22 protein-coding genes are annotated in these 23,581 nt (G+C 62.9%); 13 read left to right on the forward strand and 9 right to left on the reverse strand.

What is annotated here, in order from left to right; translation table 11 throughout:
* Positions 1-64 precede the first annotated feature (64 nt).
* Positions 65-2,119, forward strand: coding sequence for an NADPH-dependent 2,4-dienoyl-CoA reductase (locus tag EZI54_RS14375; RefSeq protein WP_131482580.1), 2,055 nt, complete (start codon positions 65-67; stop codon positions 2,117-2,119).
* Between the two features lie 184 nt (positions 2,120-2,303).
* On the opposite strand, the gene EZI54_RS14380 is transcribed toward EZI54_RS14375, so the two are convergent.
* Positions 2,304-3,278, reverse strand: a complete 975-nt coding sequence (locus EZI54_RS14380; protein ID WP_131482581.1) for a GlxA family transcriptional regulator — start codon at positions 3,276-3,278, stop codon at positions 2,304-2,306.
* 110 nt (positions 3,279-3,388) lie between these two features.
* On the opposite strand from EZI54_RS14380, the gene EZI54_RS14385 reads away from it, so the two are divergent.
* The 5 genes from EZI54_RS14385 to EZI54_RS14405 all read left to right on the forward strand — a co-directional run bounded on the left by EZI54_RS14385 (position 3,389) and on the right by EZI54_RS14405 (position 8,423).
* Positions 3,389-5,194 (forward strand): acyl-CoA dehydrogenase, encoded by a 1,806-nt coding sequence (locus tag EZI54_RS14385; RefSeq protein WP_131482582.1) that lies wholly within the window; start codon positions 3,389-3,391, stop codon positions 5,192-5,194.
* Between the two features lie 126 nt (positions 5,195-5,320).
* Positions 5,321-5,563, forward strand: a complete 243-nt coding sequence (locus tag EZI54_RS14390; protein WP_131482583.1) for a hypothetical protein — start codon at positions 5,321-5,323, stop codon at positions 5,561-5,563.
* Between the two features lie 205 nt (positions 5,564-5,768).
* Positions 5,769-6,086 (forward strand): hypothetical protein, encoded by a 318-nt coding sequence (locus EZI54_RS14395; protein ID WP_131482584.1) that lies wholly within the window; start codon positions 5,769-5,771, stop codon positions 6,084-6,086.
* 72 nt (positions 6,087-6,158) lie between these two features.
* On the forward strand, positions 6,159-6,683 hold the full coding sequence (locus tag EZI54_RS14400; protein WP_131482585.1) for a DUF4136 domain-containing protein: 525 nt from the start codon (positions 6,159-6,161) through the stop codon (positions 6,681-6,683).
* Positions 6,684-6,791: 108 nt separating this feature from the next.
* Positions 6,792-8,423 (forward strand): methyl-accepting chemotaxis protein, encoded by a 1,632-nt coding sequence (locus EZI54_RS14405; protein ID WP_131482586.1) that lies wholly within the window; start codon positions 6,792-6,794, stop codon positions 8,421-8,423.
* Here the strand turns inward: EZI54_RS14405 and EZI54_RS14410 are convergent.
* Positions 8,420-9,328 carry a LysR family transcriptional regulator ArgP gene (locus EZI54_RS14410; protein WP_131482587.1) on the reverse strand — a complete coding sequence of 303 codons (909 nt, stop codon included), beginning with the start codon at positions 9,326-9,328 and terminating at the stop codon, positions 8,420-8,422. The genes EZI54_RS14405 and EZI54_RS14410 overlap by 4 nt on opposite strands.
* Positions 9,329-9,417: 89 nt before the next feature.
* Here EZI54_RS14410 and EZI54_RS14415 point away from each other — a divergent pair, with 89 nt between their 5' ends.
* The gene (locus EZI54_RS14415; protein ID WP_131482588.1) at positions 9,418-10,050 is read left to right on the forward strand and encodes a LysE/ArgO family amino acid transporter; all 633 of its coding nucleotides are present in this window, start codon (positions 9,418-9,420) and stop codon (positions 10,048-10,050) included.
* 48 nt (positions 10,051-10,098) lie between these two features.
* Positions 10,099-10,461 (forward strand): DUF4870 family protein, encoded by a 363-nt coding sequence (locus tag EZI54_RS14420; protein WP_131482589.1) that lies wholly within the window; start codon positions 10,099-10,101, stop codon positions 10,459-10,461.
* Between the two features lie 10 nt (positions 10,462-10,471).
* On the opposite strand, the gene EZI54_RS14425 is transcribed toward EZI54_RS14420, so the two are convergent.
* A complete protein-coding gene (locus tag EZI54_RS14425; protein WP_131482590.1) occupies positions 10,472-10,768 on the reverse strand; it encodes a DUF6316 family protein in 297 nt (98 codons plus the stop codon).
* A 787-nt stretch (positions 10,769-11,555) separates the two neighbouring features.
* Here EZI54_RS14425 and EZI54_RS14430 point away from each other — a divergent pair.
* Entirely contained in the window at positions 11,556-13,043 is a 1,488-nt protein-coding gene (locus EZI54_RS14430) for a thrombospondin type 3 repeat-containing protein (protein ID WP_131482591.1), read from the forward strand.
* 75 nt (positions 13,044-13,118) lie between these two features.
* Here EZI54_RS14430 and EZI54_RS14435 read toward each other — a convergent pair whose 3' ends face one another.
* The 5 genes from EZI54_RS14435 to EZI54_RS14455 all read right to left on the reverse strand — a co-directional run bounded on the left by EZI54_RS14435 (position 13,119) and on the right by EZI54_RS14455 (position 19,512).
* The gene (locus tag EZI54_RS14435) at positions 13,119-14,426 is read right to left on the reverse strand and encodes an MFS transporter (protein ID WP_131482592.1); all 1,308 of its coding nucleotides are present in this window, start codon (positions 14,424-14,426) and stop codon (positions 13,119-13,121) included.
* A 73-nt stretch (positions 14,427-14,499) separates the two neighbouring features.
* Positions 14,500-15,603, reverse strand: coding sequence for a DUF1513 domain-containing protein (locus EZI54_RS14440; RefSeq protein ID WP_207389222.1), 1,104 nt, complete (start codon positions 15,601-15,603; stop codon positions 14,500-14,502).
* 3 nt (positions 15,604-15,606) lie between these two features.
* Positions 15,607-16,641, reverse strand: a complete 1,035-nt coding sequence (locus EZI54_RS14445) for an imelysin family protein (RefSeq protein WP_165495759.1) — start codon at positions 16,639-16,641, stop codon at positions 15,607-15,609.
* A 16-nt stretch (positions 16,642-16,657) separates the two neighbouring features.
* Positions 16,658-18,061: a di-heme oxidoreductase family protein gene (locus EZI54_RS14450; protein ID WP_131482594.1), complete on the reverse strand. Its 1,404-nt coding sequence runs from the start codon at positions 18,059-18,061 to the stop codon at positions 16,658-16,660.
* 152 nt (positions 18,062-18,213) lie between these two features.
* A complete protein-coding gene (locus EZI54_RS14455) occupies positions 18,214-19,512 on the reverse strand; it encodes an imelysin family protein (protein ID WP_131482595.1) in 1,299 nt (432 codons plus the stop codon).
* A gap of 166 nt (positions 19,513-19,678) precedes the next feature.
* On the opposite strand from EZI54_RS14455, the gene EZI54_RS14460 reads away from it, so the two are divergent.
* The 4 genes from EZI54_RS14460 to EZI54_RS14470 all read left to right on the forward strand — a co-directional run bounded on the left by EZI54_RS14460 (position 19,679) and on the right by EZI54_RS14470 (position 22,349).
* Complete coding sequence (locus EZI54_RS14460) at positions 19,679-20,521, forward strand: 23S rRNA (adenine(2030)-N(6))-methyltransferase RlmJ (protein ID WP_131482596.1); 843 nt, start codon at positions 19,679-19,681, stop codon at positions 20,519-20,521.
* 74 nt (positions 20,522-20,595) lie between these two features.
* The gene (locus EZI54_RS14465; protein WP_131482597.1) at positions 20,596-21,006 is read left to right on the forward strand and encodes a DUF1330 domain-containing protein; all 411 of its coding nucleotides are present in this window, start codon (positions 20,596-20,598) and stop codon (positions 21,004-21,006) included.
* 1 nt (position 21,007) lies between these two features.
* Positions 21,008-21,298: a hypothetical protein gene (locus tag EZI54_RS24455; RefSeq protein ID WP_165495760.1), complete on the forward strand. Its 291-nt coding sequence runs from the start codon at positions 21,008-21,010 to the stop codon at positions 21,296-21,298.
* 31 nt (positions 21,299-21,329) lie between these two features.
* Positions 21,330-22,349, forward strand: a complete 1,020-nt coding sequence (locus tag EZI54_RS14470; protein WP_165495761.1) for an META domain-containing protein — start codon at positions 21,330-21,332, stop codon at positions 22,347-22,349.
* 82 nt (positions 22,350-22,431) lie between these two features.
* Here the strand turns inward: EZI54_RS14470 and EZI54_RS14475 are convergent, their stop codons facing one another.
* Positions 22,432-23,550, reverse strand: a complete 1,119-nt coding sequence (locus EZI54_RS14475) for a TRAP transporter substrate-binding protein (protein ID WP_131482599.1) — start codon at positions 23,548-23,550, stop codon at positions 22,432-22,434.
* Positions 23,551-23,581: the final 31 nt, after the last annotated feature.

Here is a 23,581-nt window from a genome sequence, read left to right on the forward strand (position 1 = left end):
TAGTCGTAGACGGGCATGCTACCATGTCGGCTCCTGATGAGAACGCGATAAAGGGCACCACGACATGACAACCGCGTATCCCAATCTGCTGAGTCCCCTGGACCTGGGGTTCACTGAATTGAAGAACCGTGTGCTGATGGGCTCCATGCACACCGGCCTGGAAGACCGCTTCTGGAACACCCACAAACTGGCCCGCTATTTTGCGGAACGGGCCGAAGGCGGCGTGGGACTGATGGTAACCGGTGGCTTCTCGCCCAACCTGGTGGGGCAGTTGGCCCCGCTGTCGTCCACCATGAACAACCGGGCCACGGCCTTCCTGCATCGCCAGGTGACCGGGGCGGTCCACGAAGCCGGCGGCAAGATTTGCCTGCAACTGCTGCATGCTGGCCGCTATGGCTACCAGCCGTTGATCGTCTCGGCCTCGGCCACCAAGGCGCCGATCAGCCCGTTCAAGGCGCGTGCCCTGTCCACGAAGGGCGTGGAGCGCCAGATCGACGATTTCGTCAACGCCGCCAAACTGGCGAAATTTGCCGGTTACGATGGCGTCGAGGTGATGGGTTCGGAAGGCTACTTCATCAACCAGTTCCTGTGTGAACGCACCAATAAGCGCACCGACAAGTGGGGCGGCCCCTACGAAAACCGGATGCGCCTGCCGGTGGAGATCGTGCGCCGCATGCGCGAGGCGGTGGGGCCTGAGTTCATCATCATCTACCGGCTCTCCATGCTGGACCTGGTGGACGGCGGTCAGACCTGGGACCAGATCGTGACCCTGGGTAAGGCCATCGAGCAGGCCGGCGCCACCATCATCAACACCGGCATCGGCTGGCACGAAGCCCGGGTGCCGACCATCGTCACCTCAGTTCCACGCGGCGGCTTTGCCGATGTGACCGCCAAGTTCTACGGCGAAGTGGACATCCCGGTCTGCACCACCAACCGCATCAATACGCCGGAAAAAGGCGAGGAGATCCTGGCGGGTGGCAAGGCGGACATGGTGTCCATGGCCCGGCCGCTGCTGGCGGACAGCGAGTTCGTGCGCAAGGCTGAGCAGGGCCGGTCCGACGAGATCAACACCTGCATCGCCTGCAACCAGGCCTGCCTCGACCATGTTTTCCAGGCGAAGAAAGCGTCTTGCCTGGTCAATCCCCGGGCCTGCCACGAAACCGAGTTGACCCTGACCGTCGCCCCGGTGCGCAAACGCGTGGCGGTGGTTGGCGCCGGTCCGGCCGGCCTGGCAGCCGCCACCACGGCGGCCAAACGCGGCCACTGGGTCACCCTGTACGAAGCGGACGGCGATATCGGCGGCCAGTTCAATTACGCCAAGCGCATACCGGGCAAGGAAGAGTTCTACGAAACCCTGCGCTACTACCGCCGCCAGATCGAACTGCTGGGTGTGGACCTGAAATTGAATACCCGGGTCGACGTGGACACGCTGAAGTCGTCGGGCTTTGACGAGGTGATCGTGGCCACCGGCGTGCTGCCCCGGACGCCGAAGATCGACGGCATCGACCATCCCAAGGTGCTGGGCTACCTGGACGTCCTGCGTCGCAACAGGCCGGTGGGCAAGACTGTCGCTGTCATCGGCGCTGGCGGTATTGGCTTCGATGTCAGCGAGTTCCTGACCCACGACGTCAGCCGCCATCTCGAAGGCGAACAGGTCAGCGTGCTGGATTGGCAGAAGGAGTGGGGCGTGAACCCGGAGTTTGACGGCCCCGGTGGCCTGGCGGAACGCCAACCCACCCCGTCACCGCGTAAGATCTACCTGATGCAGCGCAAGACCAGCAAGGTCGGCAAGGGATTGGGCAAGACCTCCGGCTGGGTCCACCGCAGCAGCCTCAAACACCGGGGCGTGGAAATGCTGCGGGGCTGCTCCTACGACCGGATCGACGACGAGGGGCTGCATATCACGATCACGGAAAAGGAAGGCACTCCGGGCGAGAAGCGGGTGCTGGCGGTGGACAACGTGGTGATCTGCGCGGGCCAGGAATCGTTCCGCGCGCTGTTCGATGAGCTTGGCGGCGCGGGCATCCGGGCCCACCTGATCGGCGGAGCCGACCTGGCCGAAGAGCTGGATGCCAAGCGGGCCATTCGACAGGGCACGGAAGTGGCGGCTGGTATCTAGTCAGCTTAATTCGCTGATCTATTAAGCGCCTGAACGCTTCGATGCCGCAACCTCACACAATCAGGAAAGCGAAGAGCCGGGCGTCCGGTACCATGGCGATCCTGTCACGCCCCTGTATCCGTTGCCTCATCGGGAGCGCCGATTATCGCCAGCCGCGGAGCGTTTCGTGGATTTCCCCGCGGGCTCAACGGCCCAGGCGTGAACGGTAGGCGTTGGGGGAGAGTCCCGTGCTGTCCTTGAACAGGCGGGAGAAGGAACTGACATCTTCGTAGCCCACCGCCTGGGTAATCTGTTCCACCGACCGTGCCGTGGTCTCCAGCAGATGGCGGGCGGATTCGATGCGCAGCAATTGCAGGTAGCGATGAGGCGTCTCCCCCGTTGCCGCCTTGAAACGGCGCAACAGGGAGCGCGAACTCAGGCCGGACTGGCGCGCCATGTCATCCATGCTCAGGGGATGGGTGAAGCGGGCATCCAGCCAGTCCTGCAGGGCCAGGATGGTGTCGTCCTGGTGGTAACGCCGGGTCTGCAGGGCGGCGTAGGGGGCCTGGCTGCGACGGCCCGCATCCACCACAAACGCCTTCGCCAGTTCCCGGGCCACCTGGGCGCCGGCGTAGCGTTCGATCAGCAGGATTCCCAGATCCCACCAGGCGGTGCCGCCGCCGGCACAGGCAATCGGGCCGTCCACCGTCACCAGTTGTTCCGGGACGCAGTCCACGTTCGGGTAACGCTGGCGGAACAGTGGGCTGAACCCCCAGTGGGTGGTGGCCTTGCGACCGTCCAGCAAACCGGCTTCGGCCAACAGGAAGGCGCCGGTGCAATTGCTGGCGATGGATTTGCCGCTGTCCGCCTGCTGTCGCAACCAGTCCAGCAGGAGGGAGGCCTGATCCAGCGTTTCCTCGATCGGGCCGCCGATGGTCGGGACCAGGATCAGGTCGCCGGGATCGCTGTCGGCGAGGCTGCCGTGGGCGAGCAGGGCGATACCGTTAAGGCACTGGCAGGGCCCGCCGTCGGCGGTCAGGAGTTGGACTTCAAAGCGGCGTTCCGGTCGTTCCCCCTGGATGCGGGCCCAGGTGACACCGGCCAGCTGGAACAGGTCAATCATGCCGGTGATCGTACTGGCAAGCGCGCCGGGAAAGCCGAGAATCGATACTTTCTGCATAACAGGAGCCATTGGCGATTTTCGCCAGGATTGTGTCAGAAATGACGGTTTTCACCAATGCCGGGGTGTGACACCCTTTCCGCTATTTCCCAACAAAGGCAATAACGACCATGACCGATACGCTGATCAACCGACGCGATCTTGATTTCCTGTTGTACGACGTGATGGATACCGCGTCCCTCAGCGAGCGGGACCGTTTCAGCGAACACTCCCGCGAGACCTTCGATGCCGTGATCGAGACGGCCGACCGCATGGCCCGGGAAAAATTTGCGCCCCACAACAGCGAGGCGGACAAGCAGGAACCGCGGTTTGTGAACGGTCAGGTGGAGATGTTGCCGGAGGTGAAAGAGGCTTTTAAGGCCTATGCCGAGGCGGGGTTTATCGCCGGGCGCTTCGATTACGAGCTGGGCGGTATGCAATTGCCCGAGTCCGTGATCGCGGCCTGCAACGGTTTCTTTACCGCGGCCAACCCGGGTACCGCGGGCTATCCCTTCCTGACCACGGCAGCCGCCGACCTGATTAAGGTGTTCGGTTCCGATGAACAGAAAGCCAAATACCTGCCGCCGATGCTGGATGGCCGCTATACCGGCACCATGGCCCTGACCGAGCCCCACGCCGGGTCTTCCCTGAGCGATATCCGTACCAGCGCCTCCCCCACGGACGACGGGCATTACCTGATCAAGGGGGCGAAGATCTATATCTCCGGTGGTGAGCAGTCCATTAGCGACAACATCGTTCATCTGGTGCTGGCCAGGATCAAGGGCGCGCCTCCCGGCGTGAAGGGTATCTCCCTGTTCATCGTGCCCAAGTTCCTGACCGACGATCGGGGCGGGGTGACCGGCCGTAACGGCGTCGCCCTGGCCGGTCTGATCCACAAGCTGGGCTATCGGGGCACTACGTCGACGGCGCTCAGTTTTGGCGATGACGCCCCGTGCCACGGCTATCTGGTGGGCGAGCCGCACCAGGGGCTGAAATACATGTTCCAGATGATGAATGAAGCCCGCCTGGGCGTGGGCTTCGGGGCGGCGGTGATCGGCTATCGCGGCTACCTGCACAGTCTGGAATACGCGAAGGAGCGTCTGCAGGGGCGCAAGCCGTCGGAGTCCGATCCCACCAAACCGCCGGTACCGATCATCGAGCACGCCGATGTGCGTCGTATGCTGCTGGCCCAGAAGGCCTACGTCGAGGGTGGGCTGGCCCTGTGCCTGTACGGCGCGCGGCTGGTGGACGACCAGAACTCCCATCCGGACGCCACGATCCGTGAGGAAGCCGGTAAACTGCTCGACCTGCTGACACCGATCATGAAGGCCTGGCCGTCGGAGTACGGGACCAGGGCCAACGACCTGGCGATCCAGGTCTACGGCGGCGCCGGCTATACCCGGGAGTATCCGGTGGAGCAGTGCTGGCGCGACAATCGCCTCAATCCGATCCATGAGGGCACCAACGGCATCCAGGCGCTGGATCTGTTGGGCCGCAAGGTCTGGCAGGACCGCAGCCATGGCCTGCAACTGCTGATGCAGCGCATGCAGGTGGACCTGGAAGCGGCGACCACGTCACGCTGCCAGCAATGGGCGCTGTCCCTGAGTGAGACCCTGCAGCGGGCCGTGAAGGTGACCCAGGATCTGGGCGCGGCGTTGCAGAAAGAGAGTCCGGACCGTGTGCTGGCCAATGCGTCCTGCTACCTGCACCTGTTCGGGCACATCTGTGTGGCCTGGATGTGGTTGCGTCAGGCGAATCAGGCTGAAATACTGCTGGCGGATGCCGGCTATGCCGAAGCCGAGCGCAACTTCCTGGAGGGGAAGCTGCAGGCCGCCCGGTATTTCTTCCATTGGGAGCTGCCAACCGTCGCACAGGATATCGTGCTGCTCCAGAACCGGGACGACACCTGCCTGGAGATGCGGGCGGAGTGGTTCTGATACGGCGGTTGCAAACGACCGCCCGGCTCTGGTTGGCTAAAATCCGCATCCTGGACCAGACTGAAAGATGTCCATTTGGACATCTTTCAGTGCGTTTCCGAGTCCTGGTCTGGATGAGAATGCTCCATGAGCCACGCCTATAAACCGATTGACTGCGCCTTCCATGATGCCCTGCTGGAGGCGGCCACCCTGCGCCGCCTGGTTGAGATCGTGTTCCGGAACGAAGCCGGCGAGGTACAGACCTTCCACGATCGCATTCGCGATGTGTTCACGCGGGCCGGCGAGGAGTTCCTGGTCCTCGAACGGGGGCAGATGATCCGGTTAGACCACCTGCTGCTGGTGGACGGCCGCCCTGCAAACCGGGCGTAAAACCCCGCCTGTTTTTTTGGAAATCCCACCCTGTTTCCTGCCCTGGACGGTGCTGCATTATCTGGCCCTAAGGCGCCCTAACTTTTTGTCATAGTTAAAAAAAGCGTAATCGTCCGGTTATTGTGCTGACGTGCCGCAGGCCCCTACACTGCCCGGGCAGTTAAACGATCGTTTGGAATCCAAATCCTTGCTGAGGGAAAGCAATATGAAGAAGCTGATCGCAGGTACATTTGCCGTCATCATGGGTCTGACGCTGGCCGGCTGTAGTGACGACGACTCGACCGCGGAGAACATGCAGGACTCCGCAGAGCAGGCTGCCGATAACGCCGGCGATATGATGGAGGATGCGGGCGATTCCGCGGAAGAGACCTATGAGAATGCCACAGGCCAGTCTGACAGCGCCTGGGAGGACACCAAGGAAGGCGCCGAAGAAGCCGGTGAAGCCGTAGAGGATGCGGCCAAAGACAGCGCGGATGCGGTCAAGGAAGGCTACGAGGAGAGCAAGGACGCGGTCAGCAACTGATACCGGTGGTCTGGCCTTGCGGGATGGTCTCCCCGGTGCTTTGATGGCAGCAATGCCAAACGGAGATGCACCATGGCGACCATCCCGGCTGTTTTCCGCAGGCTTTCATTCCACAGTGATGGCCTGCGACCGATCCTCCTGGCAATAGTCCTTCCCATCCTGGCGGGTTGCTCGCTGCAGCCCCTGCCTCCCATGGCTCTGGACAACGGTGCCCAACCCCTGCCAGATGACGTGCGGACCTTCGCCACCGAAACCCGCCCGGCCCCGGGTCGCAGTCGGCTCCTGGACCGTGTGGCGCAGGAGGCCATCCGACAGATGCAGGCCCTTGGGTATCGGCAGGCCGACAAGGCCCCCGACCTGCGCATCGGTATCCGCATTGATCGTACCGACGCCATCATACCGGTGATGGATACCGTCGAATCCGGTCGCCTTACGCTGGTGCTCTACCATGGCGATGATGTCTTGCGTACCGGCCGTTCCCCCAACCTCAACAGTATTGACCTGGATTTCATGACCCGCGACGAGATCGCCGAACGCGTGCGTCTGTTCCTGGATGGGATACAATTTGTTGCACCGGCTCCGGCAAAAAGCAACTAAAGTACAAGTGACCTCAGACGTCGTGTTGTTAGGCTGGAGACGTCGTCAAAAATAATAAACAGGGTCGCGACGTGAGCGCGATTCATCGTATTCAGAGGCTGGAGTTCAATGAAACTGATTGGTCGTCCGGCGGTGGTTATCGCACTGCTTGCTGTTATGGCGCTGGCGGTTGCCGGCTATTTTGCGGGGCTTGATCCGACGGCGCTGATCATCGGCCTGATATTGGGGCTGGCGGTGGCCACGTTGGTCATTGTGGTGCGGGTGCTTTACCCGATCGAGCAGGGGCTTGTGAGCCTGGAAGCGGGGGAGGAGCCCGGACCGCAGAATCCGGTGGTGAGATTCTGCCCTTCGCTGGCCGGCCGGGGCGGTGGCGGCGACCTGATCCGCTCGCTGACGGCCGGTGCCGATGCCAATGCCATATCCGCCGCTGAAGTGTCCTATGCGGCCGATCACTTGAAAACCCGCCTGGACCGGCAGGTGGAAGAAACGGGCCAGATGGCGGATTACGCCGGCCAGATCACGGCGACCGTCAAGCAATCCGCCGAGCAGGCGTCCCAGGCCGCCGGCATGTCCCGGCATGCCAGCGAGCTGAGTGCCAGTGGCCGGGAGGCGTTGTCCGGTGCCATTGAGGAAGTGCGCCGGGTGCACGAGCAGTCAGCCGAGACCCTGCGCCATATCCAGGAACTGAACGACAAGTCGGAAAAGATCCAGGGCGTGACCAGCGTTATCCAGGGCATCGCCGAACAGACCAACCTGCTGGCCCTGAACGCCGCCATTGAAGCCGCTCGCGCCGGCGACCAGGGGCGTGGGTTTGCCGTGGTCGCCGACGAAGTCAGGCAGTTGGCCGGCCGGACCTCCCAGGCGACCGATGAAGTTGCCGAGACGTTGCAGGCGATCCGTGCCGATACCGGTGTCATCGTGCAGCAGATCGAGAACCTGGCACGAAGTATCGAGAACGGTCTGGAATCGGTTGAGAACGTCGGCGAAAGGCTCAATGAAATTCGGGCGCAGACCGAGCAGGTGGAGCAGCAGGTTGCCGGTATCGCCGAGGGCGACCAGCATAACGAAGAAAGCCTGCAGCATATGTTCCAGGCGATCGAGACGCTCCGGGACGAGATGACCGAGAGCGATACGGCGGTCCAGGGGCTGGCCCAGCAGGCGGCGCGGCTGATGGAGATTGCCGAGAATGCCAACGCCGCTTTTGCCCTGCACAGCGATGAAAGCTACCACCGCCAGTTCTACGAAAAGGCCCGGGAAGGAGCGGACCGCATCGGCACGCTGTTCGAGCAGGCATTGAAGGACGGCTCGCTCACCGAGGCGCAGTTATTCGATAGCCGGCGTGAGAAGATTCCAAACACCACGCCCCAGAAGTACCACAGTGGCTTCGACCGCTTCACGGATCGCCACCTGCACGCCATCCAGGAGCCGGTCAGGGATGCCCACCAGGCGGTGGTCTTTGCCATAGCCACGGCACCGGACGGCTACGTCCCCACCCACAACCGCGATTTCGCCCACGAACCGACCGGCGACCCCAAGGTCGACCTGGTGAAGAGCCGCAGCAAACGCCTGTTCAACGACCGGACCGGCGCCCGCTGTGGCAGCCATACCCAGGACATGCTGTTGCAGACTTATCGCCGCGATACCGGAGAGATCATGCACGACCTCTCCGTCCCCATCTACGTCAATGGTCGCCACTGGGGCGGGTTCCGGCTGGGTTACCGGCCGAGGGAGCAGGCCTAACGAGCGTTGCCGGGCTGCAACAGTCGCTGCGCGGCCGTTTCGATACGCCGGGTCAGGCGCTCCATGAAGTCGCCGCCGTGGCGCCAGTAGTGCCAGTAGAGCGGGACCGTCACCGTGGTGCCCGGAGACAGGTCCACGAGCACGCCATCGGGGACCGTCAGTGTGGTCTCGTGGTTGCCCATCATGTTGTCGGGAATCATGCCGTAGCCCATGCCCGCCATCGCCAGGCGAATGAACCCTTCCGATGAGGGGCACAGGTGATACGGGAAACGGCCGTGATACCCGCACTGGGCCAGGAACCGGTGCTGGAGCTGGTCGTGGGGGCCGAACACGATGGCCGGCGCTTCCTGGAACGCCGCCGGTGTCAGCCCTTCCGGGAAGTACCGCCGGACATAATCGTCCCTCGCCCAGGCCCGGTAGGGCACTTCACCCAGCGCAATGCAGCGGCCGCCGGCCACGGGCTGGTCGCTGCTGCACAGGCAGGCGGCCACATCGCCTTCGCGCATCCGGCGCAGGCCCACATCCTGGTCTTCCACCACCATGTCCAGCAGCAGGCCCTCCTCCTGGCAGAAGGCTCCGACGGCGTCGCCCCACCAGGTGGCCAGGCTGTCGGCATTCAGGGCAATGCGCAGGCGGGTGCGATCCTCCGACAGCGCCGGAATCTGGCGGCGCAGGTCCCGTTCGAGCAGTTGCACCTGCTGGGCATGGTTGAGCAGCCGCCGCCCGGCGGGCGTGGCCTGCAAATGCGGATGGCGTGTCAACACCGGCTGTCCGAGCCGGGATTCCAGCAGCTTGATGCGCTGGGACACCGCCGATTGGGACAGCCCCAGGGCAATGCCGGCCCGTTCGAAGCCGCCGGTTTCCACCACGGTGATCAGTGCTTCCAGGAGTTTGTAATCAAGCATAAGAAAAAATGATGCAGTATTAGCAATATGATTTTTTAGTATAGAGGGATTCGATTAGCCTTGCTCTGGAATCTGATGGAGAGACGTCAATGTTACAGAGCTACCTTACCGGGCTGGTCGTATGCGGCGGCATCATTATCGCGATCGGTGCGCAGAATGCCTACCTGCTGGGGCAGGCGTTCCGGCGCGAGCACCACTGGTGGTCGGCGGCCCTGTGTATGAGTTCCGATGTGGTGCTGTTTACCCTGGGGATGCTGGGCGTGAGCGCGGCCCTGATCGCCTTCCCCTCGGTGCTTGATGTGCTCCGCTGGGCCGGTGTGGCGTTCCTGCTGTGGCTGTCGTTTACGGCGTTCCTCCGGGCGGTCCAGGGACGCGGAGGGCTGACGGCGGAGGAAACGTCACGTCGCAGCCTGGGGGCGGTCATCCTGACCACACTGGCCGTGACGCTGCTGAACCCGCAGGTGTACCTGGACACGCTGCTGCTGATTCCCTCGGTCGGGGCCCAGCAACCGGAGCCGGTGGGCTTTGTGGCCGGGGCGTCCAGCGCCTCGGTCCTCTGGTTTGCACTGCTGGCCTGGGGTGGTTCGGCGCTGGCTCCGGTGCTGGCGCGCCCGGTGGCCTGGCGGGTGATCGATAGCGCCATATCGCTGATGATGCTGGCGATTGCCCTGCACCTGATCTTTAACGGGATCAATCTGGCGGCGTCGGGGTCAACTGTTTGATGGATTCCTCTATACTGCGGGAAACTGGAATGGCCCGAGGTAAGCATCTTGACGGACTCTGACTTTCGACCCGCCGATCCCGATCCCATCGTGCGCCGTGGCGACTCCGGCCGCAATCTGGCGGTGACCGTCTATATCCTCCAGGCGCTGTCGTTTTTTGTCGGCGGTATCAGCGGGTTGGTGGGGGTGATCATCAACTACGTGAAAATGGACGATGTCGCCCGGACCTGGATCGAGCCGCATTTCCGCTGGCAGATCAAGACGTTCTGGATTGGGCTGGCCGGCAGTGTGATCGGCCTGATTACCCTGCCGATCATCATCGGCTGGTTCATCCTGCTGGGCATTTCCATCTGGGTGATCTATCGCATCGTCAAAGGTGCCCTGGCGCTGAATGACGGCAAGGCACCCTGAGCCGCAAGCTTCAGGCGCTGACCCGCATCGTGTGGGAATAGATGCGGGCTTCCATGCAGATGGCACAGTTCTGTTTGTGACAGCTTTCCGGGTCGTGGATATCCATGCCATGACTCTGGGTGCCGTGGTCCCGCCGCAGGACTCCCCGGAACTGCCTGATATGACGGTTCAGTGCGTCTGATGCGTCATCCCGGCTGGCAAATGGCCCCAGGTCGATGTTTTCCCGAGTGCGCACGTACCATCCGAGGACGGTATGCAGGAAACGTTCGCTGCGAAGGGGGGTAGGGGACTGCTCGATAACCGACATGCCGACCTCGCTTTCCTGTCTTGTGTGTTGTCGTCTTTCTCTGGAAATTCGACCTCATAAGGGCTCGACAACCCTCTTTTCCAAAGCGCCCGGCCCAGGAGTGAACCCTGGGGCTCCTTGAATGACCGGCGTCCTTCCTATCATCGATAACGACGTGTCCAATGAATTGGCAGCTGTGACAAACGTCACATTTTTCTCGGTCAACCCGTTGCAAGACACCGGTTGTTACATTCCGGATTGGCCTGCCAGTCACATTCCTGTGGTGTTTCCTGGTGCAGACCTGCATCCATGACCACTCAACACCCGCACTGTATCGCATGAAGCGAATTGATTTAGAGCGATTCAGGGCGGTCTTGCCGAATCAGGCCCGCATTCGAAATTATTTCACATAATTTTACATTTTAACTTTTTGGTAAATTTGTACCAGAAAGTTACATCTTGTCAGGCAATTAGACAGCAAGTTACCGAAGGCATGACTTGGGTGCCGCGACAGGCCGTCACATTTGTCATGGCGAATCCGTACGGGTGTTCACTATTTTGCGGAGCAAGTGGTCGCGGATCGTCGTTCACACAAGGGGACATCCGCGAGCACGAAGAGGCCGGGAGTTGCCTCTTCCTCAGGAAGACGGGCAACGGCATTCGGCCGCCGCCAAAAGCGGTCGGCAGAACGGGCTCTATTACGTCCGCTGATGTCGAACGACACCGAGGAAGGGCGGGAGCGTAATCGTCGGGTCGAGTTTAACGTGATTTCCGGAACTCAGCAGTCAGGTGACAGGGAGAAGTCATCATGACGTACGGAAAACTGAACGTATTGCTGGCGTGTGTGTTCAGTGTGTTGTTGCTGGCCGGGTGCAATTCCGACAGCAGCAGTGGTAACTCCGACTCCGCGGTTGGCGGGGTGGTCGAACAGAATCCCGGCGATGGCGACGGTATCGCCGATGACGACGACAATTGTCCGACGATCTTCAACCCGCTGCAGTCCGATGCGGACGGCGATGGCATCGGTGACGCCTGTGATACCGATTCCGACAACGACGGGCTCAACGATGCCGCCGACAACTGCCCGCTGGTGTCCAATCCGGGACAGGCGGATGCCGATGGCGACGGTATTGGCGACGCCTGTGATAACAACCGGGATGGCGACGGCGACGGTGTGGAAGACACGCTGGACAACTGCCCGGCCGTCTCCAATCCGGACCAGGCCAATGCAGATCGGGACTCCAGGGGCGATGCCTGTGATGAGGATCAGGACGGCGATGGCGTCATGAACGGAGCGGACAACTGCCCGCTGGTCTCCAACCCGAGCCAGGCCGACCGAGATGGCGATGACATCGGTAATGCCTGTGATGCTGACGATGATGGTGACGGCGTCAATGATGAACCTGACAACTGTCCGCTGGTAAGCAATCCCGACCAGACGGATACGGATGGCGACGATGTGGGGGACGCCTGTGAAAACGATTCCGACAGCGATGGCCTGCCGGACGGCCAGGACAATTGCCCGAACGTGGCCAACCCCAACCAGTCGGACCTGGATGGCGACGGCAGTGGGGGCGCCTGCGATGCCGACACCGACGGCGATGGCATCAATGACGAGAACGCCCTGGGCCAGCCCAATGACAACTGCCCGCTGGTGGCGAATCCGGATCAGGCCGATACGGACGGTGACGGTGTCGGTGATGCCTGCGACCTGATCGACAACGCCGATTACGCCTGCGCCATTTCCGGCGAGACGTTCTCACCGATGCTGGTGGTTAACGGCGTGACCGCGTCGTCGGACGAGTCCGGTTGCCTGATCGGTGGTCTGCTGGGCGGCTCGACCTGCGGCGTGAACAACCCGGATTACGTGATCGACAGTGACCTGGGCAACGCGGCCACGATCTACAACACCAACCTGTTGGGCCTGTCGGAAGCGGTCCTGCGGGTGTCCGACGACTCCGGTTTCGTCTATCCGGGGCAGAACGTGCTTGGGGTGGCCATTGCCGAGAGTGCGCAGCTGGTCCAGCTCGACCTGTTGTCCAACGGTTCGCTGACGGTTCGCACACTGCTGGATGGGCAGGTTCAGGAGAGCTCGGACGGTGACCTGGGTGTGGACCTGGACCTGCTGGGGCTGTCCGGCACGCTGGGCGGAAACGAACAGGGCTTCCTGGTTTTCCAGACCTCGAAGCCGTTCAACGAAGTGGAGGTGATCAACGGTGGTTTCGGTCTGCTGTCCGCGCTGGACGAGTTCAATGTCTTCAGCGTCTGTGCCACCCGCACCGGGGTGACCCCGTAACCAGGGCTCCATGCCGCGAGTCGTGTCTCCATGAGATGACGCGCCACTGGGCCGGTTCGTTGCCGGCCCTTTTTTCTATTCGACTTCCCTCAGGCGCACGGCACTGAGGGTTCCCGCCAGCCCCATCAGCCCGAGCAGCACAATCACCGCCGTCGGCGAGATCAGTGACGCCAGCGCGCTGATTCCACCGGTCACCAGCAGCAGGATGCCGATCACCGTATTGCTCACCGAGGTGTAATCGGTACGCTTGGTGCCCCCGGCCATATCAACCAGGTAGGTCTTTCGTCCCAGCCGCACGCCGGCGTGCGCAATGCTCAGGATGAAGAAGGCGAGCGGGTAGAACCAGGCGCTGCGCAGGTCGCCCGTGGACAGCAGGTTCCAGGACCCGATGACCAGGCAGACCCCGCTGGCCAGGGCGGCGCCGCGGATCATGACCTGACGGCTGGACTTGTCCGCCATCCACCCCCAGACCGTGGCACTGACCGAGCTGGCCAGGCTGCTGGCAAGCAGGAAGCCGCCCAGCAGCCAGCCCGTGTGGCCCTGCTCCTGGGCCAGCAGGACAAAGTAGGGCGATGCCAGTGCCGAGCACAGCAGCAGGGCGCGGGTGATCACGAAATGGCGGAAGGGTCTGTCGTCGCGCAGTAGCGATAGGCTGCGGAACGCCTCTTTCAGGGCGTGGCCGCCACCGCCGGTTTCGCCGGGCTCCTCGTCCACGCCGGCAAACAGCACGCTGGCAACGACCCAAAGTACCGCCGCCAGCACCAGCAGGGTGACATAGAAGGTTGTCGTCGGATCGGACTGGTTCCAGAGCAGCAGGACGGTCAGGGCCACCGTGGCCGAACCGCCGACGGTGGTCGCCAGGCCACTGAGCCGGCCGCGCCGGGTTTTTGGAATGCACTTGCCCTGCACATCCTTCATGGCGACGGAGCAGAACCCCCGGGCCAGGGAAAAGAGGATCAGGCAGCCCACCACACCCAGGCCCGCCAGGGTGTCATCCAGCAAGGCGACGCTGGCGGCCATGCCGGCCACGCTGACGGCCTGCCCCAGGCTGCCGCCCACCCAGAACCACTTGCGCACCGGCCGGCGGCGCACCCAGGCGCCGATCACCATCTGCGGGATGAGCGAACCGGATTCCCGGATCGGCACCAGCCACGCGACCAGCCCGGAGGCGCCCACGGCGCCCAGCAACCAGGCCAGCACCGTCTTCGGGCTGATCAGCAGGTCTCCCAGCTTGGTCAGGACCAGGCTGCCTAGAATCAGGAAGAAGTTGCGGGGGACCTCGCGGCAGGCCTCGTCAGAAATGTCCTTGCAGACACGGGCGTCCTCCTCGTTGGCAATCAGGCTGTAGAGTTTTTCCGTGGTGTCCCGCTGCAATCCGGCCAAGATCGACTCCGTTCCCGCTTCAAAGGTACGAAATCATAACAGCCGTATGGACCGCCCGACAGGCGTGGGCGATTCAACCATGGAAGGTAAGGTGGTTGTCCCAGTGGATATCCAGGGTCGCGACGGTCTCTGCTTCAAGTCCATCGGCCGAGATGTGGTGCAGGGAGCCGGTGCCCGAGGAGACGACAAAGCTGCCGTCCGGTAGGGCGAGGGCACCCGCCACGTCCGGTACTTCAAAGTCGCTGACCAGGGCGCGGGTCCGGTGGTTGATCACCACCACGCGATCGCCGCGGGGGGCAGTGACCAGGCTGAGCGGGCTGGCCGGGCTCACGGCGACGCTGGCCACGTAGTTGTGCAGGCTGCGCTGCAGCGACTTGGGCAACCCGATTTCGCGGAAGGTGTCGGTGTTCGAATCGTAGTGGGCGATCAGTGGCCGGGATTCCCAGGTGGGTCCCTGGTACTGGTAGCCGGCGACCACGATGCCGTCGGGGCTGACTCCCAGGTGACGACAGCTCAACTGGTGGTGGGACGGCCTGAAGCGCTTACGGATCCCGCCGGTCTGGCGATCCATCAGCAGCAGGGCCGGTTGCATGGTGTCCGGATTGAGCTTGATGCGGTCGTAATCCGGATGGGTCTGGATGCCGCCGAGGGCGACGATCAGGGTGTTTCCATCCGGGTGGAGTACCAGCTCATGGGGGCCGATGCCGCCGACCGGCATATCCCGGACTGCCCTGTAGTTATCCTCGGCATCGTAGACCCGGACGATGCCCTCGCCGGTGTCGTACCGGTTGACGGTGACGTACAGGTAGCGACTGTCCGGGCTGAATACACCGTGGCCATAGAAGTGATAACCGTCGCCGGCGGCGATGTCGTGGACGATGTTCCCCTGACCGGTATCGACCACATAGACATGGCGGCCCGGGCGGCGGGCAAACAGGATGGCCTGCACCGTGCCGGGGCGTTCACACCCGCCGTGGCAGCGATTCCCCACGGGCAGCAGGAAACGCTGCCGGCCCTGGAGGTCGACACCGGCGATCAGGTGGTGGCCGGTTTCATCGTCAACGGCGCTGAGGATGAGCGGTCCCTTGTCCGCACCGGCAAACGCAAGGCGGCCGTCCAGGCTTCCGGCAACCAGGGTCGCCAGGCTGGCCTGGAGGAATTGGCGTCGGTTCAGCATGAATCAGTCGCCGTCGCTGGCGTTGAATCCGCGGGTGATGCCCAGGGCCGGCGCAATCCGGTCCTCGACCACCTGCTCGAGCTGAATGACTTCGATAAACAGCGACTGCAACTGACGATAGCCTTCGTCGGTTTCCAGGTTGGGGGCCATGGCGTCCGGCAGGCTGTCGGCCTTGGCCAGGGTGCTGTCGGTCTGTTCGACCAGCTTCCCGGCCAGCTCGGGTTTGCCGGCCTCGTTCAACAGCCGGGTCAGGCCGGGCACCAGGTATTGCTGGAAGCCGGCAATGGAGGCCCGCATGGCCGCAACGGAGGTTTCGCTGCGCCAGGCATCGCCCAGGTACTTGTTGCGCTTGTGCGGCGGACGCACGCCCATGGGTGCGGCCAGACGCTTGTCCTGCAGGATCTCGAGGCCATTGATGGCGGCGGCCACGGTCTTCCCGGTGTATTCGTCCATGGACCGGTAATAGTCCCCGAAGGCCTGCCAGTCGCTGGCCAGCGCGTCGGTGGTGTTCGCCAGGTGATGACTGACGGTTTGCAGCAGCCGGCAGGTGCGTTCGGCCGGCAGGGCCCGTTCGCCGGATTGCATGTCGGCGTCGTAGAGCAGGTATTCGATGGCCGGGAACCCCTGCAGGGCTACGCCGGCCTGGCTGACGAAGTCGGCATCGACGGCCTTGTCCCGCTTGAGGGCGTAGCGGACCTTGCGGGCGACCAGATTCTTGTGGTCGGGCCAGAACTGCAACTGCCAGGCGCGGCTGTCCTGCTCAATCGGGCCGAAGTCGACAAAGCGCGCCGCCTGCCAGTTGAGGAAGGCCGCTCTCCAGGCGGACTCGAGCTGCCGGCGGCCGTTGTCTGAAGGGGTGTTGCAGTAGCTGTTTGCGGCCTGTTCCAGGTCATGGGCCGAACCGGCCAGTTGCTGGTAGCCCTGGCCGATGTCCGTGTGCCATTGCTGTCTGGGGGAGGTGGCGGCCGAGACGGTGGCCGTTGCCAGGCTCACGGCGAACGGAATCAGGTAGCGTACGGATCGGGCCAGGGAGGACATGGGCCGGCGTCTCCTGTCAGAGCGAATGGAGGAACTGGAGCAGGGCATCGCGCCGGTCTGCGTCCAGTGAACGGAAATGGTCGGTCGCCGCCCGGGCCTCGCCACCGTGCCAGAGAACGGCTTCCTGGAGGGTGCGGGCCCGCCCGTCATGGAGGAAGCCGGCCAGTGGGTTGACGGTCTGGGCCAGGCCGATGCCCCACAGCGGTTGCGTCCGCCATTCGGTGCCGCTGGCCAGGAACTCGCCGCGATGGTCGGCCAGTGCCGGACCCATGTCGTGCAGCAGCAGATCGGTGTAGGGCCAGATGGTCTGCTGACTCAGGTCGGGCCGGTCGGCCACCGTCCCGGTGGTGTGTTTGGGGGTATGGCAGGCCGCGCAGCCAATATCGTTGAAAATCCGGGCACCTTGCTGCACCGCCGGCCGGTCCATGTCCCGGCGTTCCGGCACCGCCAGGCTGGCGGAATAGAAGCCGATGAAGCGGGCGATCTTGTCGCTGACTTCCGGCTCGCCGCCGTTGGCGAAGCGGTCGCATTGCTGCTCCGCAGAGCAGTCGGTGGCCGGCATCAGGGTGGAGGTCAGGCCCATGTCACCGGCAAAGGCGCCCATGGCCTGTTGCACCAGTGTGGGCTGGCCCGCCTTCCAGCCGAAACGGCCCATGACGGTGTCTTCCTTTTCGACATCCCAGACCCGGTTGGGACGGCCGGAAATACCGTCGCCGTCGGCGTCTTCCGGATCGGCATAGGCCATCAGCCGGGCCTCCGGCACGGCCGCGAGCAGGCCCAGGCCGATCATCGGCGGCGCCACCCGGGGCGAGGTCAGCAGGTCGTCAGGGAGTGGGCCGTAATTCGGGTTGGTGATGTGATAAACGGGACGCTGCAGGGTCACGGTCGAGCCATCGGCCAGGGTCTGGGTGATCGGCTCCCAGGTGATCTCGAGGTCGGCCTCGGGTTTCTGGCCGGAAATGGCCGCCGTCTGCAATTGCCCCCCATACACGGGGGCCGGCTTCAGGCCAACTTTCCTGATGAGTTCGGCATCCCGGACCGGATCCGTAGGCACGGACAGACGCAGGAACAGGGAAACCGGCGTTTCGCCCTCGGCGGGCGGGTTGCCGCGGCCGTCCTTGAGATGGCAGCCCTGGCAGGAATTGGTATTGAACATGGGGCCCAGGCCGTCGCGGGCGGCGGTGCTGGACGGCGCCTCGATCCAGGGGTTGCGGAAGAAGCTGTTACCCACGCTGAAGTCCAGACGCCTGGTCATGGACAGATTGCCCTGGGGCATCGAGTAAGCGTTGTGGTCGAACTGCCTGACCGAACCCTCGCCGCCGCTCAGGGGGGTGTCCTGAATGGGCGGCACGTCGGCGGCGAAACCGGTCCCTGAAAGGAGCAGGGTGGATATAAAGGCAATGTGTCGTGGGATGTTCATACAGCGGATACTATGGTCGATAGAACGGCAAAAGCCCGGCTATGGGTCGCCGGGCTTTTCGATGCAGGGAGTCTACCAGAGTCGATGCGAAAGTCATCTATTTGTTAATGATTCGCATCAGCATGATGGCCCCTGTTCGGACGCGTGCCCTGTCAGAAGGTGTGTCCGGCATCGTCCGGCTTCATGGATTGAATGCCCAGCGTCTCGGACGCCTTCTCGATCTCACCGGTCTGGGTCACCAGGGCCGTGATGGCGGTACTGACCAATTCGGCGCCGCGGGCATTGCCGGGCGCAATCATCATGTCGAACGGCATCGGGTGGTCCTGGTTCTCCGCCGCATCCTTCAAGGTCTGGACGGCATCCATGGTGGCTGCCAGTTCATTGCGAAGCTGGCTGTCCAGTGCCGGATCCTGCTGTGCGACCAGATCGGACAGGGACGGGCCGGAGACCGTGCGGCCGTCGATCCGCGTATAGCGGCCCAGGTAGACGTTCTGGATACCCTTGGCGTCGTAGTAATGCGAGTTGTGGGTGTTGTCGCTGAAGCAGTCGTGCTCGTCCTCGTAGGAGTTGGCTTCCAGCGCCACTTTCATGCGCTCGCCGGCCAGTTCACCCAGGGACAGCGAGCCCATGCCGAACAGCATCTTCTGGATGGCCGCGCTCGGCTCCATGGCCAGCAGTTCGGCGCGGTAGTTGTCGCTGCTGCCCGGTGCCCACTGCGCCGTCATCCACTCGAGATCGGAGACCAGCAGATCGGTGATGGCATCGAGGTAGGCGGCGCGGCGGTCGCAATGACCGTGGCTGCAACCTTCGCCCTGGACATAATCGGTGTAGGGGCGCTCGCCGTTACCGGCATCGAAGCCATGCAGGTCCTGTCCCCACAGCAGGAATTCGATGGCGTGGTAACCGGTTGCCACGTTCGCCTCGGAGCCGCCGATCTCGTTAAGGTCGGCCAGCAGGCCCGATGTCAGGCTGGAGACATCGATGGTTTCCCCGCCAATGGTGATGGACTGGCTGGCAATGATGTTGACGGTCGCGCCGGCGTTGCCCAGCTCGTGCTGGTAGTCGCTGGTGTCGACGTAATCGATCAGGCCTTCGTCCAGCGGCCAGGCGTTGAGCTGGCCTTCCCAGTCGTCCACGATGGCGTTACCGAAGCGGAACACTTCCGACTGTTGATAGGGCACGCGGGAGGCCAGCCAGGCTTGCCTGGCAGCCGCCAGCGTCTGTTCGCCGGGGTGGGCGATGAAGGCGTCCGTGGCTTCATCCAGTGCCCGGGCACTGATCAGCGCGTCCTGATAGGTGGCGTGGGCAATGTCGGTGTAGTTCTCGACCGCACCGGCAGGTGTTGCCGGCTCAGCGGATCCGGATGTGCCCTGCAGTGAGCTGCAGGCCGCCAGCGCAATCGGCGCGGTGATGGCGACGGTCAGCGCCTGGATAGGAAAGCGAGCCCCCATGGAATTCTCCCTGTCAACGAGTATGCGTTAAATGTTATTAATGAGACTAATTTGTATTTGCGATTATAAGGTGATGGATGCGAAATGCAATCGTTTACGTCGTGCTGTTGCCGGAGGCTTGGCAATGCGGCCTAATACCGTTTTCTGATCGGGAGCGCCGCGTTTTATGCTGAGTTATCTTCATGCCTTCCATGCGGGCAACTTTGCCGATGTGCAGAAGCACCTGGGGCTGTTCCTGGCCCTGAAGATGATGCAGGCCAAGCCCTCCGGTATCGCCTGCTTTGACACCCATGCGGGCAGCGCCCGTTATGATCTCCAGAGTGAGCGGCCGCGCAAGACGGGCGAGGCAGAAGGTGGTATCCAGCGGCTATGGCAGATGCGCCGTCACTTGCAGGATCCGGAGTGGGCGTCATTCTGGAACGTCATCGGGGTTGCAGAGGGTGCGGAGCAGGTGCGCTTCTATCCCGGATCGCCGGCCTGGCTCGAAGCATTGGCCCGGGAACAGGATCCGGTGACCGCCTTTGAGCTCCACAGCGGCGAGAGCAGCCTGTTACAGGATTGGGCGCGGGAACGCCGGGCACACGTGGTTGCGGGCGATGGCTTTCGCGGCCTGCTGGCGGAACTGCCGCCTCCGACACCGCGCCTGCTGACGCTGATCGACCCGCCCTATGAAGTGAAGGACGACTACATGACGACGGCGGAGACGGTGATCAAGGCCTGGAAGCGGTGTCGTCACGGCGTCTATCTAGTATGGTATCCCCTGTTACCCGAAGCCCGGCACGAGGCAATGATCCGTCGCCTGCAGGACAGCCCCGTCACCAAAGTGCTCCAGTGCCACTATCTGCTGGATAAGAGCCCGGCCCGAGGCATGTACGGCTCCGGCCTGCTGCTGGTGAATCCGCCCTGGGGATGGGGTGATCGCCTGCAGTCGATGCTGGACGACGTCGCCGCCTGTGGGGCCATCGCAGCCCGCCAGCAAGTGGCCTGGGCCGTCCCGGAGCAGGGATGACGGACGGGGGCGGAAGGGGAAACGGTCTTTTAACTCGCACGGTCCGTGCAACTCACAGCGAAAAGGAGAGCTTGATGACGTCAATCCATCCGTCCCGGCCGAGACTGGAATCGCTGGTCAGGCAGTTTGCGCCGGATGAGCCGGTCGTGATGCTGAACCTGCTGCGTTTCCGTGAGGATGCCGCTTACGCCGAAGAGGACAACGAGGCGCCCTGCAGTGGTCGGGAAGCCTATGCCCGCTACAGCAAGCTGGCCCTCGCCCAGCTCAGCAAGGTCGAAGCACAGCCGGAATGGGTCGGAGAGGCCATGGTGCCGGTTATTGCCCCGGAGGATGAAGACTGGGACGAAGTCCTGCTGGTGCGTTATCCGTCGGCGCAGGCTTTCCTTTCAATGGTTTCCGATCCGGAGTACCAGGCGATCGTCCACCACCGGACCGCCGCCCTGGTGGATTCACGGTTGATCGCCATGCGTCCCAGGAAGTCTTGATATGACAGAGGCTGGCGGCGCCAGGCCACCTTTGCGTGAGCTGGTCTCCAGGGATCAGTGGACGCTCCCGGCAGCCACGGTTCGGCTTACCCTGCGGGATGCCTCCAACGTGTTTGTCGAGCGCGTCCGCCATTCCAACTGGTTGCTGGATGATTTGCCTGAGGAGCAGGACGCGCTGCAGCCCCTGTCACGGCGCCAGCTTGTTTCGGCTTATTTCCAACCTCACGATCCGGGGCAAGGCGGTCCTGCGCCAGATGAACGTCCGCCAGGTCACCACGCCGGTCGTGGCTGACTGCACTTACCCGACGAAAGGACATGTCCCCATGAAACAGCGTCTCTCCATTGCCCTGCTGCTGTCATCCGCCCTGTTGACCGGGTGTGCCGGCGCGCCTGCCGCCCCGGAGTCGGCCGGCCCCTCGACACTGACACCGGGGCGCTACGTCAGCGCCGATGACAGCCAGGTCTGGGTTTTCTGGGGCAACGGTATGTATGAGCGTCGTGTGACCCGCGAGGGGGAGCCGCCCCGCTACGACCACGGCCAATGGTGGCGGGTGACCGACGGCGGCACGGTGGTGGCCCATGGCGGTGGCGAAACACCAACGATGCTGCAGCTCGGGGAGGACGAGACCATCACGCTGCAGGGAGTGGGCGGCTCCGGGTCCGCCGTGCTCTCGCTGGATGACGATGAGCCGGAACCCCTGGAGGACGATCGTCCCATGGCGGTTTGTTTCATGGCCCAGGCTGATGCAGCACTGGCCTATGACCCGATGACCATGCGCAACTGGCCGGTGGCGATGGAGCGGGCGTTCCCCGAGCTTGAGGCGGCATACCGCCAGTCCGGCCGGCGGCCTCCCGAGCGTCTGCCGGTGATCGTCCAGGGGCACTGGGCCGAGGGCGAGGCGCCGGATAGTGACGACCCCCAGCTGTTCCTGGATGTCGGCGGCCTGCAACAGGTGATGGATCTGGGCGAGAACCGGTGTCCGGCAGTGTCGCTGCAGGACGGCAACTGGTACCTGACCCACCTCAATGGCCATCCCGTGCCGGCGGAGCCCGGTCAGCAGCCCATATTTGTCCGTTTTGGTGAAGATCGCCGTGTGTCCGGCCTGGCCGGCTGCAACCGCTTTTCCGGCCCTTTCGAGCGTCGCCGGGACGCCCTCTCGCTTGGGCCGCTGGCGACCTCGCGCATGATGTGTCCACGCCGGGCAGAGACTGAACAGGCGTTCCTGAAGGTGCTGGACGAAACCGAGCGGTTTGCGATCGAGGGGCGTAGCCTGTTCCTGATGGAACAGACCGGGCAGGTATTGGCGGTGCTGGAAATGCGCCCGGCCAAGGCCGAACAGTAAAGACATGCAGGAGTGATAGGAGGCTCCCGTAAAAAAGGCGTGGCCGGAGCCACGCCTTTCGAACAGGAAGCCGTAGTGGGGATTACTCTCCCTGCTCCATTTCGGCTTCTTTCTCTTTCACCATGGAGGTGATGGTGTCGAGGACCTTCTTACCGCGGTCGCCCGCTTCCTTGATGTAGATATCCCGCACCGGCATGCTCGCCTTGCGGAACGCTTCACGCTGCTCGTCGGTCAGCGTGATGATCTTGATATCGCTGTTTTCCTTGATCTTGTCCAGACGCTTCTGGTTGAACTCTTCCTGCTTCTTGTAGATGTAGTCCACCAGGTTGTCGCGCGCGTCGTCCAGGATCTTGCGCTGGTCGTCCGGCAGGCCGTCATACCAGTCCTTGCCGGCAATGACCGTGGAGATGAACTGGGCGTGGTGCGCCATGGTCATGTAGTTCTGCACCTCGTAGAAGCTCATTTCCTCGATCGCGAAGATGGGGTTGACCTGGCCATCGATCTGCTTCAACTGCAGGCCACTGTAGACCTCGGAGTAGGGCATCGGCGTCGGGTTGGCGCCGTAGGCCTTGTAGGACTCGGTCAGGATGGGTGAGGTCATGGTCCGCATCTTGAAATCTTCGAAATCGGCCGGCGTGCGCAGGGCCTTGTTACCGGTCCAGACCATCCAGCCCTCCGGCACAATGCTCAGCAGTTCAAGACCCTGGGAGTTGTAACGATCGGCGAACAGGTCATGCACCTTGTCGCTGGACAGCACTTCCTTGTTCACGTCGTTGTCGTCGGACAGGACGAAGTGAAGGGTGAAAACGCCCACTTCCGGAATGACGGAGGCCAGGTGCCCCGGCGAAGCAAACGCCAGTTCGACAGCGCCCTGCTGTACCAGCTCAGTCAGCTGGGACGAGGTGCCCAGGGAGCCGTAAGGATAGATTTCGACCTTGATGTTGCCGTCGGAGGCCTTTTCAACCTCTTTCTTGAATTCTTTCGCGTAGGCGTCCTGGACACTGCCTTCGATTTCTTCCAGGGCAAAACGCCAGGTGACGGTGTCACTGCTCTTGGCAGCCTGTTCGGAGGATGAGCTTGAGGACTCCTGTTGCGTATTGGCTTCCTTGTTCGCGCTGTCGTCACCTGAATCTGAACATCCAACCAGGATGAATGACATCAGAATGGTCAGGCTTCCAAGCCAGCGAATGAGTGTTCTCATGTTCTTATCTCCTTTGAGTTCTAACCAATGT

It is taken from the genome of Marinobacter halodurans, from assembly GCF_004327985.1.
Classification (GTDB): Bacteria; Pseudomonadota; Gammaproteobacteria; order Pseudomonadales; family Oleiphilaceae; genus Marinobacter_A; species Marinobacter_A halodurans.

Bases quoted from the DNA above. Each gene is read 5' to 3' on its own strand.
- EZI54_RS14395 (WP_131482584.1), top strand. From the start codon at position 5,769: ATGAAGAAGCTGATCGCAGGTACATTTGCCGTCATCATGGGTCTGACG.
- EZI54_RS14455 (WP_131482595.1), bottom strand. From the start codon at position 19,512: ATGGGGGCTCGCTTTCCTATCCAGGCGCTGACCGTCGCCATCACCGCG.
- EZI54_RS14470 (WP_165495761.1), top strand. From the start codon at position 21,330: ATGAAACAGCGTCTCTCCATTGCCCTGCTGCTGTCATCCGCCCTGTTG.
- EZI54_RS14425 (WP_131482590.1), bottom strand. From the start codon at position 10,768: ATGTCGGTTATCGAGCAGTCCCCTACCCCCCTTCGCAGCGAACGTTTC.
- EZI54_RS14465 (WP_131482597.1), top strand. From the start codon at position 20,596: ATGACGTCAATCCATCCGTCCCGGCCGAGACTGGAATCGCTGGTCAGG.
- EZI54_RS14430 (WP_131482591.1), top strand. From the start codon at position 11,556: ATGACGTACGGAAAACTGAACGTATTGCTGGCGTGTGTGTTCAGTGTG.
- EZI54_RS14440 (WP_207389222.1), bottom strand. From the start codon at position 15,603: ATGCTGAACCGACGCCAATTCCTCCAGGCCAGCCTGGCGACCCTGGTT.
- EZI54_RS14445 (WP_165495759.1), bottom strand. From the start codon at position 16,641: ATGTCCTCCCTGGCCCGATCCGTACGCTACCTGATTCCGTTCGCCGTG.
- EZI54_RS14460 (WP_131482596.1), top strand. From the start codon at position 19,679: ATGCTGAGTTATCTTCATGCCTTCCATGCGGGCAACTTTGCCGATGTG.
- EZI54_RS24455 (WP_165495760.1), top strand. From the start codon at position 21,008: ATGACAGAGGCTGGCGGCGCCAGGCCACCTTTGCGTGAGCTGGTCTCC.
- EZI54_RS14375 (WP_131482580.1), top strand. From the start codon at position 65: ATGACAACCGCGTATCCCAATCTGCTGAGTCCCCTGGACCTGGGGTTC.
- EZI54_RS14380 (WP_131482581.1), bottom strand. From the start codon at position 3,278: ATGCAGAAAGTATCGATTCTCGGCTTTCCCGGCGCGCTTGCCAGTACG.
- EZI54_RS14400 (WP_131482585.1), top strand. From the start codon at position 6,159: ATGGCGACCATCCCGGCTGTTTTCCGCAGGCTTTCATTCCACAGTGAT.
- EZI54_RS14390 (WP_131482583.1), top strand. From the start codon at position 5,321: ATGAGCCACGCCTATAAACCGATTGACTGCGCCTTCCATGATGCCCTG.
- EZI54_RS14405 (WP_131482586.1), top strand. From the start codon at position 6,792: ATGAAACTGATTGGTCGTCCGGCGGTGGTTATCGCACTGCTTGCTGTT.
- EZI54_RS14450 (WP_131482594.1), bottom strand. From the start codon at position 18,061: ATGAACATCCCACGACACATTGCCTTTATATCCACCCTGCTCCTTTCA.
- EZI54_RS14410 (WP_131482587.1), bottom strand. From the start codon at position 9,328: ATGCTTGATTACAAACTCCTGGAAGCACTGATCACCGTGGTGGAAACC.
- EZI54_RS14385 (WP_131482582.1), top strand. From the start codon at position 3,389: ATGACCGATACGCTGATCAACCGACGCGATCTTGATTTCCTGTTGTAC.
- EZI54_RS14475 (WP_131482599.1), bottom strand. From the start codon at position 23,550: ATGAGAACACTCATTCGCTGGCTTGGAAGCCTGACCATTCTGATGTCA.
- EZI54_RS14415 (WP_131482588.1), top strand. From the start codon at position 9,418: ATGTTACAGAGCTACCTTACCGGGCTGGTCGTATGCGGCGGCATCATT.